The organism is Erythrobacter sp. 'gip.4 top 5', assembly GCF_056495765.1.
The window spans coordinates 2,203,330-2,218,322 of record NZ_CP200270.1 but is presented as its reverse complement, the minus strand read 5'-3'; the positions used below and the strand labels follow the sequence as shown (position 1 = coordinate 2,218,322).

12 protein-coding genes are annotated in these 14,993 nt (G+C 61.2%); 8 read left to right on the top strand and 4 right to left on the bottom strand.

The window, feature by feature from the left end; all coding sequences use genetic code 11:
• Window positions 1-13 precede the first annotated feature (13 nt).
• Genes ACRANW_RS10705 through ACRANW_RS10695 form a run of 3 tightly spaced genes read left to right on the top strand, consistent with a single transcriptional unit; the run spans window position 14 to window position 2,770 of the window.
• On the top strand, window positions 14-808 hold the full coding sequence (locus ACRANW_RS10705) for a type III pantothenate kinase (RefSeq protein WP_479431776.1): 795 nt from the start codon (window positions 14-16) through the stop codon (window positions 806-808).
• A gap of 25 nt (window positions 809-833) precedes the next feature.
• Window positions 834-2,489, top strand: a complete 1,656-nt coding sequence (locus ACRANW_RS10700) for a ribonuclease J (protein ID WP_479431775.1) — start codon at window positions 834-836, stop codon at window positions 2,487-2,489.
• Window positions 2,489-2,770, top strand: coding sequence for a DUF1467 family protein (locus ACRANW_RS10695; protein ID WP_479431774.1), 282 nt, complete (start codon window positions 2,489-2,491; stop codon window positions 2,768-2,770). Before ACRANW_RS10700 ends, ACRANW_RS10695 begins: the two co-directional genes overlap by 1 nt.
• Here the strand turns inward: ACRANW_RS10695 and ACRANW_RS10690 are convergent.
• Window positions 2,767-5,313, bottom strand: coding sequence for a coiled-coil domain-containing protein (locus ACRANW_RS10690; protein WP_479431773.1), 2,547 nt, complete (start codon window positions 5,311-5,313; stop codon window positions 2,767-2,769). The genes ACRANW_RS10695 and ACRANW_RS10690 overlap by 4 nt on opposite strands.
• A 70-nt stretch (window positions 5,314-5,383) precedes the next feature.
• Between ACRANW_RS10690 and ACRANW_RS10685 the strand changes: the two genes are divergently transcribed.
• The 4 genes from ACRANW_RS10685 to ACRANW_RS10670 all read left to right on the top strand — a co-directional run bounded on the left by ACRANW_RS10685 (window position 5,384) and on the right by ACRANW_RS10670 (window position 9,441).
• Window positions 5,384-5,716 carry an Hpt domain-containing protein gene (locus tag ACRANW_RS10685; RefSeq protein ID WP_479431772.1) on the top strand — a complete coding sequence of 111 codons (333 nt, stop codon included), beginning with the start codon at window positions 5,384-5,386 and terminating at the stop codon, window positions 5,714-5,716.
• A gap of 222 nt (window positions 5,717-5,938) precedes the next feature.
• Complete coding sequence (locus ACRANW_RS10680) at window positions 5,939-7,039, top strand: hypothetical protein (RefSeq protein WP_479431771.1); 1,101 nt, start codon at window positions 5,939-5,941, stop codon at window positions 7,037-7,039.
• A 54-nt stretch (window positions 7,040-7,093) separates the two neighbouring features.
• On the top strand, window positions 7,094-8,020 hold the full coding sequence (locus ACRANW_RS10675; protein ID WP_479431770.1) for a hypothetical protein: 927 nt from the start codon (window positions 7,094-7,096) through the stop codon (window positions 8,018-8,020).
• On the top strand, window positions 8,017-9,441 hold the full coding sequence (locus ACRANW_RS10670; protein WP_479431769.1) for a sensor histidine kinase: 1,425 nt from the start codon (window positions 8,017-8,019) through the stop codon (window positions 9,439-9,441). Before ACRANW_RS10675 ends, ACRANW_RS10670 begins: the two co-directional genes overlap by 4 nt.
• An 85-nt stretch (window positions 9,442-9,526) precedes the next feature.
• Here ACRANW_RS10670 and ACRANW_RS10665 read toward each other — a convergent pair whose 3' ends face one another.
• The 3 genes from ACRANW_RS10665 to gltX are packed head-to-tail and all read right to left on the bottom strand — an operon-like array spanning window position 9,527 to window position 12,504.
• Window positions 9,527-9,721: a hypothetical protein gene (locus ACRANW_RS10665; RefSeq protein WP_479431768.1), complete on the bottom strand. Its 195-nt coding sequence runs from the start codon at window positions 9,719-9,721 to the stop codon at window positions 9,527-9,529.
• 14 nt (window positions 9,722-9,735) lie between these two features.
• Window positions 9,736-11,022: a citrate synthase gene (locus ACRANW_RS10660; protein ID WP_479431767.1), complete on the bottom strand. Its 1,287-nt coding sequence runs from the start codon at window positions 11,020-11,022 to the stop codon at window positions 9,736-9,738.
• Between the two features lie 45 nt (window positions 11,023-11,067).
• Window positions 11,068-12,504 carry a glutamate--tRNA ligase gene (gene gltX, locus ACRANW_RS10655; RefSeq protein WP_479431766.1) on the bottom strand — a complete coding sequence of 479 codons (1,437 nt, stop codon included), beginning with the start codon at window positions 12,502-12,504 and terminating at the stop codon, window positions 11,068-11,070.
• Between gltX and ACRANW_RS10650 the strand changes: the two genes are divergently transcribed.
• A complete protein-coding gene (locus ACRANW_RS10650; RefSeq protein ID WP_479431765.1) occupies window positions 12,431-14,935 on the top strand; it encodes a ComEC/Rec2 family competence protein in 2,505 nt (834 codons plus the stop codon). The two genes, gltX and ACRANW_RS10650, sit on opposite strands and share 74 nt — an antisense overlap.
• Window positions 14,936-14,993 lie beyond the last annotated feature (58 nt).

Genomic DNA, 14,993 nt, shown 5'->3' with positions numbered 1-14,993 from the left:
AAGGACCGTCACAATGCTGCTCGCCGCTGATGTCGGGAACACCAATGTCGTCTTTGCCCTGTTCTCCTACAGCGAGGACGGCACCCATACCATCCGCGCGCGTTGGCGCATCGCGACTGATCCGCGCCGCACTGGTGACGAATACGCGGTCTGGCTGCTGCAATTGCTCAAGATCGAAGGGGTTGAGCGCGACGCGATCACGCAGATCATCGTCGCCTCGGTCGTGCCGCGTGCGGACCATAACCTGACCGTCCTGTGCCAGAAATACTTTGGCATCACGCCGATGTTTGCAGGGCAGGGCAAGGCAGCCTGGCAGTTCGAAATCGACGTGGACCAGCCCTCAACACTGGGCGCAGACCGGGCGCTCAACATCCTCGCTGCCCATCAGAAATATGGCGGCGATCTGATCGTGGTCGACTTCGGCACGGCGACCAAGTTTGAGGCTGTCGACTTTACCGGCGCGTACAAGGGCGGTTCGATCGCGCCGGGCATCAACCTCTCGCTCGACGCCCTCGTGGGTAAGACCGCAAAGCTGCCGCGCATCGCGATCCGCGCGCCAGCCAGCCGCAGTGTAATTGGCCGCAACACCGAAGACCAGATGCTGATCGGCGTGTTCTGGGGCTATGTCGCCATGATGGAAGGCATGGTTGCCAAGATGAAAGTCGAAATCGGACGGCCTGCGAAGGTTGTAGCTACGGGCGGGCTCGCCATATTGTTCGACGACGCAACCGAAATTTTTGATCACGTTGATGCCGATCTGACACTGGACGGCCTCGCTATTCTTGCCAGGCAGGCAGACGCCGCCTGACTCCTCTCACAGAACCGGAAATCCCTTGAAGAACGATTTTACTCCCGAAAACGAACTCCTGTTTCTTGCGCTGGGTGGCTCAGGGGAGATTGGCATGAACGTCAATCTCTATGGGTGCCAAGGCAAGTGGATCATGGTTGATCTGGGCATGACCTTTTCGGGCAATGAATATCCCGGCGTCGAACTGGTCTTTGCCGATCTCGATTTCATCGAGGAGCGTCGCAAGGATCTGATTGGCATCGTTTTGACTCACGCGCACGAGGATCACATCGGTGCGGTGCCCTATTTTGCGGGCGAACTGGGTGTGCCGCTTTACGCAACGCCGTTCACCGCCGATCTGGTTTCGCGCAAGCTGGAAGAGGCAGGGCTTCTCGGCAAGATTGAACTCAATATCATTGAGGAAGACCACGGCGAGATTGAGCTTGGACCATTCACCATCACCTACCTGCCGCTGGCGCACTCGATTGCGGAAGGCAATGCCCTGCTGATCGACACGCCGCATGGACGGATCTTCCATACGGGTGACTGGAAGCTCGATGACGAACCGATCATTGGCGAGCCGACGACGGAAGAAGAACTGCGCGAAATCGGCGATGAAGGCGTGCTCGCGCTGGTGTGCGATTCCACCAATGTCTTCAATCCCAACGCCTCAGGCTCGGAAGGCGCCGTACATCGCGCGTTGATGGACGAAGTCGCTCGCCATAAGGGTAAGCGGGTTGTCGTCACCACCTTCGCCAGCAATGTGGCGCGCCTGCAAACTCTGGGCGAAGTGGCGCGCGAAACAGGTCGGCAGATCTGCGTTGGCGGTCGGTCGCTCGACCGGATCATCGAAGTGGCGCAGGACAATGGCTACCTCGAAGACTTTCCTACCCCGGTCAATTTCGACACCGCGATGGGTCTCCCCCGCGGCGAGGTGCTGATTATCGCGACGGGCGGGCAGGGCGAACCGCGCGCTGCACTGGGCCGCATGGCAGACAAGAACCACCCGATCGAGTTGGTGGCTGGCGACGTCGTGCTGTTTTCATCGCGCCAGATTCCGGGCAATGAGATCCCGATTGCCAAGATCCAGAATCAGCTCGCCGCGCGCGGCATCCAGATGGTTACCGATAGGCAGGCGCTGATCCACGTTTCGGGCCACCCCGGACGCCCCGAGCTGGAAGCGCTCTACAGCTGGCTCAAGCCTGAAATCCTGGTCCCGGTGCATGGGGAAATCCGCCACATGGCCGAACAGGCCCGCGTCGGCAAAGAAAGTGGTATTCCGTCTCAAGTGGTCCAGAAGAACGGCGATCTCGTTCGCCTTGCGCCTGGCAAACCGGGCAAGGTTGCCGAGGTGCGCGCCGGGCGATTGGTGCTGGATGGCGACATCATCACGCCCGCTGATGGCGAAGCGGTCACCATGCGCCGCCGCGTTTCGGTCGATGGTTTGCTGGTCGTGGTGCTTGCCCGCGGCAGCCGGCCGGTGATCGAAGCGATCGGACTTCCGCTTGACGAGGATCTTCCTGATTTCCTCGAGGAAGCGTCAGAAGATGTGCTCAACGCGATCAAGCGGCTCAAGGGCAAGGACGCCCGTGATCAAGTGGTCATCCGCGAGGCCGCGCGCCTTGCCGCCCGCCGTGCTGCACAGCGCTGGTCAGGCAAGAAGCCGCAGGTGCGGGTGGTGATGCCGGGGGCGCCTGCCTGATGCAGATCACGTCGATTGCGGCGATCTACTTCCTGTTCTGGGTTATCAGCGCGTTCTTGATGCTGCCCTTCGGTGTGCGCACTGCAGAAGAGGTAGGGGAGGCGACTGTTCCCGGACAGGCGGAGAGCGCGCCAGTCGATTTCCGACCGAAAAAACTGATGCTACGCGCAACGGCGTTCGCCGCAATCGCGACCACGTTGTTTGTCGCCAATTACGAATATCGCTGGGTTACGGTCGCGGATATCGACATTCTGCCCAAACCGCCGTCCGCCGCCAATTAAGCGCGAAGGCGCTGGATTGCTTGCGCAAGCGCCACATAGAGCTTGCCCATGTCCGAACCCAACATTGTCACGCTCAAGACATGACCGTCACGGGTCGAGAGCGTTTGACGCAGTAACCCCTCAAAATCGTGAATGTAGCGGCTGACATTAGCCTTGAACATTTCATCGCCAGAATAGAGCGCGGCGATATCTTTGGCGGTACCGTTGTCGATCAATCGCACAGCGCGGCGGGTGAAGATCCCGCGATCGCCCTTGAGATACGCCTCCCACGCGGTATCGGCCACTTCGGATGACAGGGCGCTGGAGATGTCGATTGATGCGGAATTGAGGCTGTCGGTAATCAACGCCATGCGCCGCGTGAAGTCATTATTGACCTGTTCCTCGGCCAATTCGCGGGCGCGCGCCACGCGCTGTTCCAGATTGCCGGTGAGTTCGTTCACTTTCACCAACTGATCGCGCAATTGGATGGCGGCTTCGCGCCCGACGCCCGATGCGTGGGCAGCGGACTGTTCAAGTTTGCCGAGCGTCGAGGCTGTTTCGTTCCGAAGTGCCTTTTCAAGGACGTCTACGGCCTCGGTGCCAAGCCCTGTTGCCAAAGCCAAGATCCTGTCACGCGCGCCTTCGTCAAGCGTGTCGAACGCCTGGTTGATCGCGGTTTCAAGCGCCGCCAGCGATCCGCGCAGACGATCCTGTGTCTCACCAGCCAGCGTGCCACTTTCCTCCGCCAGTCGGGCAAAGCCGCCTCGCAGGCCCTGCAGCCGTGCAAGGGCATCATCAGTGTCGTCAGCGAGATGCGCTTTGAAGCCAGCTATGGCAACTTCAGCCGCGTCGATGTCGGACCGAGTCTGCAACAGATAACCGGAAAGATCGCTGCCTTGCTGCGTGCTGCGCATCATTAAGGCTTCGACCTTGCCAGCTCTCACCTCTATTTCATGCAATGCTGCATCAGCGCCGCTGATTGCTGTGTTCAGATCCTCGCGGCACGTGTGCGCACCGGACTGAAGAATTTCGAGCAATCGCACACTGCTATCGGTCAACCTGACGAGTTGGTCCTCGGTTGCAGCCAGCACCGCGCGCTTATCGTTCAGTTGCTGACCCAGCGTACCTAAGCCCGCGCCAAGGCTTTCGCGCGCCGCATTTCCTGTATTGCTGACATCGGCCAGCACGCGCCCAAGTTCCGCCACGCGCTCGGTCATCACTTCGCCTTGCAGGATCAGCTTCTCGATCTCGGCAACCTGCGCGTCGCGGCGTTGAGCGAGCGCATCGTCGAGCGCCGCCAGTCGCTGAGCCAAGACTTCGCTTGCCTGCGCCTCGTGCGTTTCGACGGCCGCCCGGCGCTGTTCAATCAACTCGTCAAACTGCCGATTGCGATCAGATAGTTGCGCGTCAAACCGCACGGCTTCTTCGCGCAGAAGTGTGATCCGCTCGCTCGCTGCAGTACCGGTGGTCCGATCGATCTGGTCAACGAGTGTTAGTTTTTCGACCAGTGTTTCATGCAGCGCCGAGATCGCAGCCGCAAAGCTTGTGCGGGCGGTGTCGCCCGCTTCGCGCAGCTGTTCTGCCAGTGTTTCGCTTTGATCGGCGAGGGTTTGCGTGCGGTCGGCGTGCGAAGAAAGTGCCTCGTCCTCCAGAGTTGCCATGCGTGTGCGATAGGCGTCGGCTTCGTTGCGCAAAGCGACAAAGCGTTGCGTGACCAGGGCCTCGACGTGATTGAGTTGCGTTTCATAATGACCAAGCGTGGTGCCGATGTGGTCACTAAGCCGCGTGACCTGCGTTTCGCTTTCGGCGCCAGCATTGCTCAGGCGTTCAAACCCGCCGGTCAGCCGCGCAAGCTGATCCTCGGCAACGCGTCCCGCACTGCCGATCTGATTGGCGACGTCACGCGCGGCGTTGGCGATCACGGGGAGGTCGTTTCGCAGGCGCTCCATATTCCCAAGCGCGGTTTCGCTGGTGGAACCGATGGCTTCGATCTGCGCGCTATTGCTTGTAATCAATGCCTGCAATTCACCCGCATGGGCAGACAAGCGTTCGGCAGCGATTCGGCCGAGAGCTTCGAGATCGCGGGCTTGCGCGGCCAGAAATTCGCGGGCGAGGCTCAATTCCCGGTTCACTACCTTGAGCCGCGTTTCCAGCGCTGCGCCTTCGCGATTCATGATCGCCGCGGTCGCTGCAAAGCGCCGCCCCTCGGCGTTCGAGGATCGCATCGCCAGCAGCCAGATGATCCCGACCAAAGCCACCGGAATGGCCCATTCGACAATCCAACTGGTCCATTGTGCGGGCAGGGCTGCGGCCTGCATTTCGCCAAGCTGGGCCCAGAGAAAGAACCCCGTCCATCCGACGATGATCAGGCTGGCAAGGCTCGGTGCGATCCAGCCGCGCTGTGCGGCGGCGGGCTCATCTGTGTCTTCGGTCCAGATTTCCGACAATTCCAATGCATCGTCGCCCGCGGCGTTCTGCCCCAGCGGCTCTTCGCGAGGCGTATTGTCCGCGCCGTCATTGCCGGTCTTGCGCCCCAAAGCGCGTATCTGGTGCCGTCCTGTCATAGCGCGATACATACCACAGCCAAAATCCGGATAAACCCCGCATTAACCCAATTCGGTTTATCGCGTTGTGATGGCTTTTAATCACGGTGCTCTTGATGCGACACTTGCGGCAGCGGCCGGCGGCGACGCTGCACTGCTGCGCGAGTTACGCGGAGCATTTCTTGAAAGCGCAGCGCGCCAACTCGATTTGCTCAAACGTTCGCGTTGCGACGGCAACTGGCACATGGCGGCGATGCGGTTGAAAGGTCTTGCAGCGAGCTTTCATGCCGAAGATCTGCTTCAGGCGGCCGAGATTGCGCTCCAAGCCGCGCCGGGTGAACCCATGGCAATCCGTGAAGTTGAAGCCGTGCTTGCTCGCTTTACCCGCGCCCAAATTCGCGAGCAGAACGCAAGACACCGCTAATCATCAGCCCCATCTGTCGGACTGCGGCAAAATGCGTGGTCTTGCTTGAAGGCCCGTGTTGAAACGGCCAATCCCCTGTCGACGTCGCCATCGTGGCTGCGGCGCAGCGTGGGAGCGAGACAAAAGATGCGCATCGGCTTGATCTCCGCGATCCGTCGCAGCGAGGACGGATATCTTCGCGCTGAGTTGCCACTTGCGGGACGCAGCATGCTTGCTTGGCAAGTGGCACTGCTCCTATCACTCGGTGTGCAGCGGATTGTTTGTCTGACTCAAGCTGCAACCGGCGAGATTTTGGCCATGCAGCACAATGCCGAAGCGGGCGGGGCAACTTTTCATGCCTTGCAAGGCTTTTCGGCGCTTGCCGGATTGGTGCGAGCTGAAGATGATCTCATCGTCCTGGCCGATGGTCTGATGCCTAATCCATCCGTGACCCGAACGGTATTCGCCAGACAAGAAACTCTGCAGCGTGTGGTCGCTGCGATCCCAGCCGATCATCCGCTGGCCACCACTTTTCCTGAAGATTTCGAGCGGATCGATGTCGCAAGGCATTGGGCAGGCATGCTTGCGATGCGCGGCGCCGCCGTACAGCGACTTGCAGATTTTCCCGCCGACGCCGATGCGGTGTCGCTGCTTCTACGGCTCGCTCTGCAAGCGGGAACGCCCTGCCATGATCTGCGTACCCGCGACCTCGCGCCGGAAAGCTGGCTTCTGGTCGATAGCGCGGAGGTTGCCGGCCATGCGGAGCGGGCCATGATCGAGGCAGCTGCGGTAAAATCTGATTGGCGTGCGCCTTCGTCAAGATTGGCCACAAGGTTGGTGCAAGAACTCGCTCCCCGCGGCCTTGTGCAGGGCGCGAATGTGGCAGGGGCGCTGGCACTGACACTGCTGTTGGCGGGCGTGATTACCGCTGCGTTGGGACCGGCCACGATTGGGCTGCTTCTGGTAGCGACCGGTGCGTTCTTTGCAGGTACTGCTAACGCGTTCAGCACCATGGCAAGTCGGCTGCGGCACGAGGCCGATGCCTTATCTAGCAAGGCGTTTTTGACATGGGTCGTGGACGGGTTTTCAGCCTTGGCCACTTTTTTCGTGTTGGCACCATGGCCTTTATGGCAACCGCTTGCGGCGCTCGGGCCCCTCGTTATCGGCCTCGTGCGTATTGTTTCCCGACAGGGGAATGGCGCGCTTGCGGTGATGGCCTCTGATCGGACAACTTTGTTGCTTGTACTGGCTTGCGCTGCCGCTTTCGGATTTCTCCCCGAAATCTTCGCCTGTCTCGCCTTGGGGCTACTTACAGCTTTGCTGCTGCGCCCCGATCCGCTTTGATCTAACGCCGTCTTAACTATGCCGGCACTATGCCTTGCAAGTATGGACGAAAAGATGGTGGACTTGGACGCCGACGTTTCAGTCGAGGCGATCCTCACGGACGAGCTTGCGTGCGAAACCCGCGCGGCGGCTGCGGTCGTCCCCGTTTTACGTCATCTGCTTGGTTGCGATGCCGATGCTTTGGTAAGTGAAGCAATCTTGGCGAAAGTGCGCGGAATGATCCTGGATCTTGCCGCGCAAGTGCTGACTGCTGAGGCCGGACAAGACCCGCTCATCCGTGCCTTTGCGGATGTAGAGCCTTTCGCCCTCGATAGACTTGCCCGGGACATGATGGTGGACGAAGCGCTGCTTGGCTTCTGCCATACCCTTGCTGTAGAGGGATTGATTGCCGAGCGATTGCAGATCCGCAGCGGGGTGGATCCTGTGTTGAGCCCGCTGCTGCAGGAACTGATCGCATCGCAGGATGCTGCAATTGCCAGCGTCGCCATGAGCACATTGGCAGCGCAATCGCGCTTTTTGCAGGCGCAGCGGCGGATGGAGTTGCCGCTGGGTGAATTGCCCGCCGAGCTTTTCCATCGTTTGATCGCGCGCGCCCATTTTGAAGCTAACGACAACGTCGCTTTGGAGCGCCTGCAGGCTGACTACGACGAGGCAACCAATCGGTTAGGCCTGCTGAACAGGCTGATTTCGGCAATGCGAGGCGGCGTCGTCGCTGCGCTTGGGCTGGATCACGCCGGATTGGCCCTATTTGTGAGCGCGCTCTCCACATCTGCGCGCCAGCAACGCAAAGATGCGGTGATGGCCTGTCATGAAGGGCAAAGCGTGCGACTGGCCTTGATGCTACGTGCAGGCGGCCAAAGCGTTGCCGCAATCGAGCATAATATCCTTCTTGTTCAATCGTCAGGCCGTTTGCCACGCGGTTTTGAGGCGCTCTCGGCAAATCAGGCTGCTGCGCTACTCGCCAGCAGCGGCGCGATGTGAAGAACGCCTTGGACGCGAACACCACCCTCGTGGGCGCTTATGGGCTGACCGACGCGCATGACCGGCTGATGAGCGCTGATGCGCCGCTGGCAGAGTTGCAGGAACATTGCGGCGGCGATTTACCCGGTACTCTTGCGGTTCCCGAATTGCTCGCGCTGGTGCAGCAGGCGCGTCGCATGGGGCTCAAGATTGCACGGGCGTTCAGCGCATTTGATGGCGATGCTGAGATTTCCGGATTTGCTCGCATCCATCCGCTGTCACAAGCTGAAGGCGGTGGCTGTGAAGTGCTGGTGGAAAACTGGCAGCGTAGCCTGAAGGCGCCGCCGAACGCACGGGAGCTTGCCGAAACAATCGACGCTATCGACCGCGCCACGGCCGAAATCACCGCCCGCCTCGATCCCTCTCAGCGCCTCCTGGTTCTGAGCGCCCGCGCGTCCGACGCTGGATTGCTTCAGGTCGCTGCGCTTTCTGCCCCCAGTACGCTATGGAGCGAGCTGGTCGAACTGACAGGCATCACCCATCACCAGCCGCTTCATTGGCGGCTGCTTGACGGGGCCACGTGTCGTTTTGCCGGCTCGGAGCGGCAGTGGCGCGTGCGGTTGATCCCTTTGGGTCAGGATCTGCAAAACCCCGCCGGGTTCGAGTTGCTTCTGATTGCCGAGGAGACTCTTGCCTTTCCGTCCTTGGCGGAGCTGGCAGAAGTCGAAACCCCCGATACTGCGCCCACACGCCTTGTCGGCACGGCGCTGACCCCGGTGCTGCGTCAACCTGTTGCCCGCATCATTGCCAATGCCGAAACGATCCGCGCGCGTCTTGCTGGGCCGTTGCGCGATGAATACAGCGAATATGCCGGGACGATCGCCAGCGCCGGACAGCACTTGGCAGCCATGCTCGATGATCTGGCAGACCTTGAAGTGGTCGAGACCCCCGATTTCGCTACAGCCAAGGAAGCGGTCGACCTTGCCGACGCAGCGGTGCGCGCTGCGGGTATTCTGGGTGTGCGCGCCCAGAATCGCGAAACGATGATGGTCGTAAATGGTGAGCCTGGCACAGCCGTCGCGCTGGCGGAATTCCGCCGCGTGCTCCAAATTCTCATCAATCTGATCGGTAATGCAATTGCATATTCGCCCGACGCCAGCACTGTCACCATAACGACGATTTCTTCAAGCGAAGGCCGCGTCGCCGTGACTGTTGCCGATGAGGGAGCCGGGGTTACTGCCGAACAGGCTGAGCGGATCTTTAATAAGGGCGAACGTCTGGGCCGTGGAAGCGAAAGCGGTATGGGTGGCGCCAAAGAGGCAGGGTCGGGCCTTGGGCTATATATCTCGCGGCGTCTGGCGCGGGCGATGGACGGTGAATTGACGGTGGAGAGCGCCCACGGCGGTGGCGCGTTGTTCAAGCTTGAGCTACCGCGCGGGTAACTGATCCGAGATCACATTTGTCGCGCGGGTTCTGTAAGCATTGGCTTTGTAAGATCGGCAATAGGCCACCCCCACCGCACGCGCATCACTGCCGTTTGTAGTAATGAACAAGCCCTAGCAGTGCAGCGCCGAGCGCTGCCGTTACAAGACCGAGCCGCACCCAAAGGTCTTGTCCGAGCATAAAGCTGCCCGCCGGCCAGCGCAGCCATTGCGCACCCTGTAGAGCCCAGATGATGCCCATTGCGATCAGAAAGAACCCGATCACGCGGAGCATCATCATGGGATTCAATGCCGTCAGCGCTTATCGAGCGGGATGTAATCGCGCTTCGTCGGGCCCGTGTAGAGCTGGCGCGGTCGACCGATCTTCTGGCCGGGATCGCTGATCATTTCGTTCCATTGCGCCACCCAGCCAACGGTACGCGCCAGGGCAAACAACGCGGCGAACATCGTGGTCGGAAAACCGATCGCCGAGAGGATAATGCCCGAATAGAAATCGACATTCGGAAACAGCTTTTTCTCAATGAAATAGGGATCGTTCAGCGCGATCTCTTCCAGCTGCAAAGCGGTCTCGAACAGAGGATCGGTTACCTTCAGCGCGTCGAACACTTCGCGTACCGTCTTCTGCATCACTGCAGCGCGCGGATCGTAGTTCTTGTACACACGGTGGCCAAAGCCCATCAGGCGGAACGGATCGTTCTTGTCCTTGGCACGCTCGATGTAGTGCGGAATCCGATCAGGCGTGCCGATTTCACGCAGCATGTTGAGCGCCGCTTCGTTCGCGCCGCCATGCGCGGGGCCCCACAGGCAGGCGATACCCGCCGCTATGCAGGCAAACGGGTTCGCGCCGGATGAGCCCGCCAGACGCACGGTCGAGGTGGAGGCATTCTGTTCGTGGTCGGCATGAAGGATGAAGATCCGGTCCAACGCGCGTTCGACAACCGGGTTCACCACATAGGGCTCGGCCGGGACTCCAAACGTCATATTCAGGAAATTGCCCGTGTAGCTCAGCGAGTTATCGGGATACACAAAAGGCTGCCCAACCGAATACTTGTAAGCCATCGCAGCAATTGTCGGCATCTTGGCAATCAGGCGGTGGGAACTGATCGTGCGGTGCGTCGGATCGGAAATATCGGTGCTGTCGTGATAAAACGCTGACAGCGCGCCAACCACGCCGCACATGATCGCCATCGGGTGCGCATCGCGGCGGAAACCGCGATAGAAGGTCATCAGCTGTTCGTGCAGCATTGTGTGCCGCGTGATGGTGTAGGTAAAGTCGTCCAGCTCGTCCTTGCCCGGCAGCTCGCCGTTCAGCAGAAGGTAGCTGACTTCCATGAAGCTGGAGTCTTCGGCCAGCTGCCCAATCGGGTAGCCGCGGTGCAGCAGCACGCCTTCGTCACCGTCGATGTAAGTCAGCGCGCTTTCGCAGCTGGCGGTCGATGTGAAGCCCGGATCGAAGGTGAAGGCGCCGGTTTGCGCATAGAGCTTGCGGATGTCGATCACATCCGGGCCGGTGCTGCCTTCAAGCACGGAATAGTCGAAGGGCTTGCCTCCAAATTCGAGTTTCGCCAGCTTGTCTGCCACGATGTGTCTCCTGTCCAAGTTTTTGTGCCCCTCGCGGCGGTGCCTCTATGCCGCTTGAGCGTCGAGGCGAGCGAGAGCTTCGTCCCGGCCCAGAAGGACCAGAACGTCAAAGATACCGGGTGAGGTGGTCGTCCCGGTCAGCGCCGCGCGCATTGGCTGCGCCAGCTTGCCAAGTCCCAATCCCTGCGCCTCGGCGAGCGCCTTCGTAGTGGCTTCGAGCGCCTCGCTTGTCCAGTCGTTTTGCGCTGCAAGTGCGTTGCAAATGGCGCGCAGGATGGTGCGGGCCTCGCCTCCCAGCAGAGCACCAGCCTTATCCGTCATTTCAAGCGGGCGCTTGGCGAAAAGAAAGCCAGCGCCATCAACGATTTCATCAAGGTTCTTGGCGCGAACTTTAAGAACGGGCATGGCGCGGGTAAGCAAAGCGGCATCGGCGTTCTCACCGATCCGGGCGGCAACTAAGGCGGCAAGCCGAGCATCGTCGGCTTCGCGTAAGTAGTGACCGTTCAGGTTCTCGAGCTTCTTGATGTCGAAACGTGACGGGCTTTTGCCGACGCCATTCAGATCGAACAGCGCGACAGCCTCTTTGCGGGTAATTTCCTCGCGATCACCGTGACCCCAGCCCAGGCGCAGCAGGTAGTTGAACAGCGCTTCGGGCAAAATGCCGAATTCATCGCGATAGGCCTCAACGCCCAGAGCGCCGTGCCGCTTGGACAGTTTCGCCCCATCCGATCCATGTATCAGCGGGATGTGGGCATAAACCGGATCGGGCCAGCCGCCTTCGATGGCATTCATCGCGCGGATGATCGGGAGCTGGCGGAAGGCGTTGTTCAAATGGTCGTCACCGCGGATCACGTGAGTCACACCCATGTCGTGATCGTCCACCACCACCGCAAGCATATAGGTGGGCGTGCCGTCAGCACGCAGGATGATGTAATCGTCAAGCTCAGCATTGCGGACGGTCACGTCACCCTGCACCTGATCAGGGATTGTTGTTTCACCGTCGGTGGGCGTCTTGAGGCGCACGGTAAACGGCGCGCCCTCCTGTGCCTCTGATGGATCACGGTCGCGCCAGCGCCCGTCATAGCGCATGGGCTGCTTGTTCGCGCGCTGCTCTGCACGCATCGCTTCAAGATCTTCCGGCGTTGCAAAGCACTTGTAGGCGTGGCCTGCCGCCAGCAACTGGTGCGCGACTTCGGCATGGCGTTCGGCCCGGTCGGATTGGAACACCGGCGGCGCATCATAGTCCAGACCGAGCCAAGCGAGACCGTCGATGATCGCGTCGATTGCGTCCTGATCGGAACGCTTGGCGTCGGTATCCTCGATTCTCAGCAGGGTTTGCCCGCCGTGGTGGCGGGCATAAAGCCAGTTGAACAACGCGGTGCGCGCGCCGCCGATATGCAAAAAGCCCGTGGGCGACGGGGCAAAGCGTGTCACGACTTTCCTTGGCGTGGCCGCGTCGGGGATGCTGCTTTCGCTTGCCATGGGCTTTGACTTCCTGTTCACTTTGAGCGGCTTGGACGCCTGCCAGGCCGGTCGGGGGGACAAGCCGATGCGCGATGTGCCGATCATTCCGATGGGGGACGATCCGGGTGGCCGCAAAGGCCCCGGAGAACCTGTGCCGCGCCCTTGGCAAACCATACGGGTATTGTCCAGCACGCGAGGCACATGCGCAGTAGCGCTGGACGCAGCGGAGCGGTTTCTGGACGAGGCAGGATTTGACCGCGCGCCGTGGTTGGCGGTGATTTTTGCGCTTGGGATAATCGCTTGGTTCATGCTGCCCGGGGCGTGGCATTGGGGCTTTGCGATGGCCGGGGGCGGGGCGCTGGCGCTGGGCGCGTTGATGATCTGGCCGCCAGGAACCGCCGCGGACGAAAGCCGTGCGAACTTGCGTCTCGCAATTGCCGTGTGTGGGCTGGTGTTTGCAGGCGGGATCGCAGTGATCTGGGCACGCTCGGCCGTTGTCGGGGCGCCGCCTATTCCGGCGCCGATGGTCGTTTTGCTTGAAGGACATGTGCTGGCCCGCGAGGACCAGCCTGCCGATGAGCGCCTGCGCCTGACCCTCGCGGTGCGTTTGCCGGATCAGCCGGCTGCGCAGAAGGTGAGAATAAATGTACCCTTTGCGGCCTTGAGTGAGAGCGGGGTGCCGCCGGGGCTTGGCGAAGGCGCGGTGGTGCGGCTGCGCGCGCGGCTGATGCCACCGGCGAGCCCGATGTTGCCCGGAAGTTATGATTTCGCCCGAGCGGCGTGGTTCAAGGGGTTGTCTGCGACCGGCACCATGGTCGGCCCTCTCACCATGGTCCGCGCCGCGCCCGCGCAAGGCGGGATTGCCAGCCTTCAGCGCTGGCTTTCGGCGCACGTTCGCGCGCGTGTCGATGGTTCGCCCGGCGCAATCGCGGCGGCATTTGCCAGCGGCGATCGCGGCGGGATTTCCGAGTCCGATGAGATCGCGATGCGCGACTCTGGCCTCACGCATCTCCTTTCGATCAGCGGGCTCCATGTGAGCGCGGTGATTGCGGCGGCTTACATTGTCACCCTGCGATTGCTGGCGCTTTGGCCGGCACTTGCCTTGCGCGTGCGCCTGCCGGTGGTGGCCGCAGGGATCGGCGCGCTCGCAGGGGTTGGCTACACCCTTCTGACCGGGGCGGAGGTGCCGACCGTGCGCAGTTGCGTGGCCGCGCTGCTGGTGCTTGGGGCGCTCGCGCTGGGGCGAGACGCGCTTTCGTTGCGGATGGTGGCGGTCGCCGCAGGGTTTGTGCTGTTGCTCTGGCCCGAGAGCGCAATCGGACCCAGCTTTCAGATGAGCTTTGCCGCTGTGCTGGCGATTGTCGCTCTGTCGAACAGTGACCCGGTGCGCGGCTTTCTCGCTCCGCGCGAGGAGCCGTGGTGGGCGCGCACCGGGCGGCGCGTGGTGATGCTGTTTGTGACGGGCGTAGTCATTGAGCTGGCGCTGATGCCGATCGTGCTGTTCCATTTCCACCGCGCCGGAATTTACGGCGCGGTTGCCAATGTGGTCGCAATACCGTTGGTAACATTCCTTTCCATGCCGCTGATTGCGCTGGGTTTGGTCCTTGATGTGGTGGAATTGGGCGGCCCTGCGTGGTGGCTGGTCGAGCAATCGCTTGCGCTGCTGCTGGCCATCGCTCATTTCACTTCGGCCCAAGCTGGCGCAGTGACGGTGATGCCGCAAATCAGCGGATTTGTTGTGGGCATGTTTGCTGCCGGTGGTCTATGGCTCGGCTTATGGCGGGGGAGGGTTCGGCTTGCGGGGCTTGTCCCTGTGGCTTTGGCGGGCGTGCTTGTGGTGTTTACCCCGATTCCCGACCTTCTGGTAGCGGATGATGGGCGGCAGGTCGGCATCACTGTCCCTGGCCGCGATGGAACACCGCGCCTGCTCTCCTTGCGTGACAGCCGCTCCTCCTACACCCGCGACAATCTGATGGAGCTTGCGGGCGTGGCGGCTGAGCCGGTGCCGCTTGCCCAATGGAACGGAGGCCGCTGTTCGACCGCCTTTTGTACGCTGGTGTTGAATCGCGGCGGGCGTGACTGGGTGTTGCTGCTAGGACGCGGGCGTGCGCAGGTGGAGGAACGCGCTTTGGCTGCGGCTTGCGCCCAAGCGGATGTGGTTGTTTCCGAACGGTTCCTGCCACGCTCTTGCCGACCACGGTGGTTAAAGGCGGACCGGCGCTACCTGCGGCAAAGCGGGGGGCTGTCCATCAACCTCGCCCACCAGCGCATCACCACTGTCGCCGCGGGGCAGGGATCGCATGGTTGGTGGCGGATCGAGCCTGATCGTCCGCGCCTGAAAAGGCACACCAAGCCACCGGCAAGCGCGGGTCTGGACGGATCAAGCAGGGGTCAAGCGTCACCAAGGCGGCATCTGGACGAGGCAAGGCCGCCTCTGGGTGCACCCTGAAGCGGCCTCATATTTACCTAAGCAATTGGAATACAGCGGAAATCATATTCACAGATGC

Coding starts and splice junctions, on each gene's coding strand:
- ACRANW_RS10665 (WP_479431768.1), bottom strand. CDS start 9,721: ATGATGATGCTCCGCGTGATCGGGTTCTTTCTGATCGCAATGGGCATC.
- ACRANW_RS10685 (WP_479431772.1), top strand. CDS start 5,384: ATGGCTTTTAATCACGGTGCTCTTGATGCGACACTTGCGGCAGCGGCC.
- ACRANW_RS10705 (WP_479431776.1), top strand. CDS start 14: ATGCTGCTCGCCGCTGATGTCGGGAACACCAATGTCGTCTTTGCCCTG.
- ACRANW_RS10675 (WP_479431770.1), top strand. CDS start 7,094: ATGGTGGACTTGGACGCCGACGTTTCAGTCGAGGCGATCCTCACGGAC.
- ACRANW_RS10695 (WP_479431774.1), top strand. CDS start 2,489: ATGCAGATCACGTCGATTGCGGCGATCTACTTCCTGTTCTGGGTTATC.
- gltX (WP_479431766.1), bottom strand. CDS start 12,504: ATGGCAAGCGAAAGCAGCATCCCCGACGCGGCCACGCCAAGGAAAGTC.
- ACRANW_RS10690 (WP_479431773.1), bottom strand. CDS start 5,313: ATGACAGGACGGCACCAGATACGCGCTTTGGGGCGCAAGACCGGCAAT.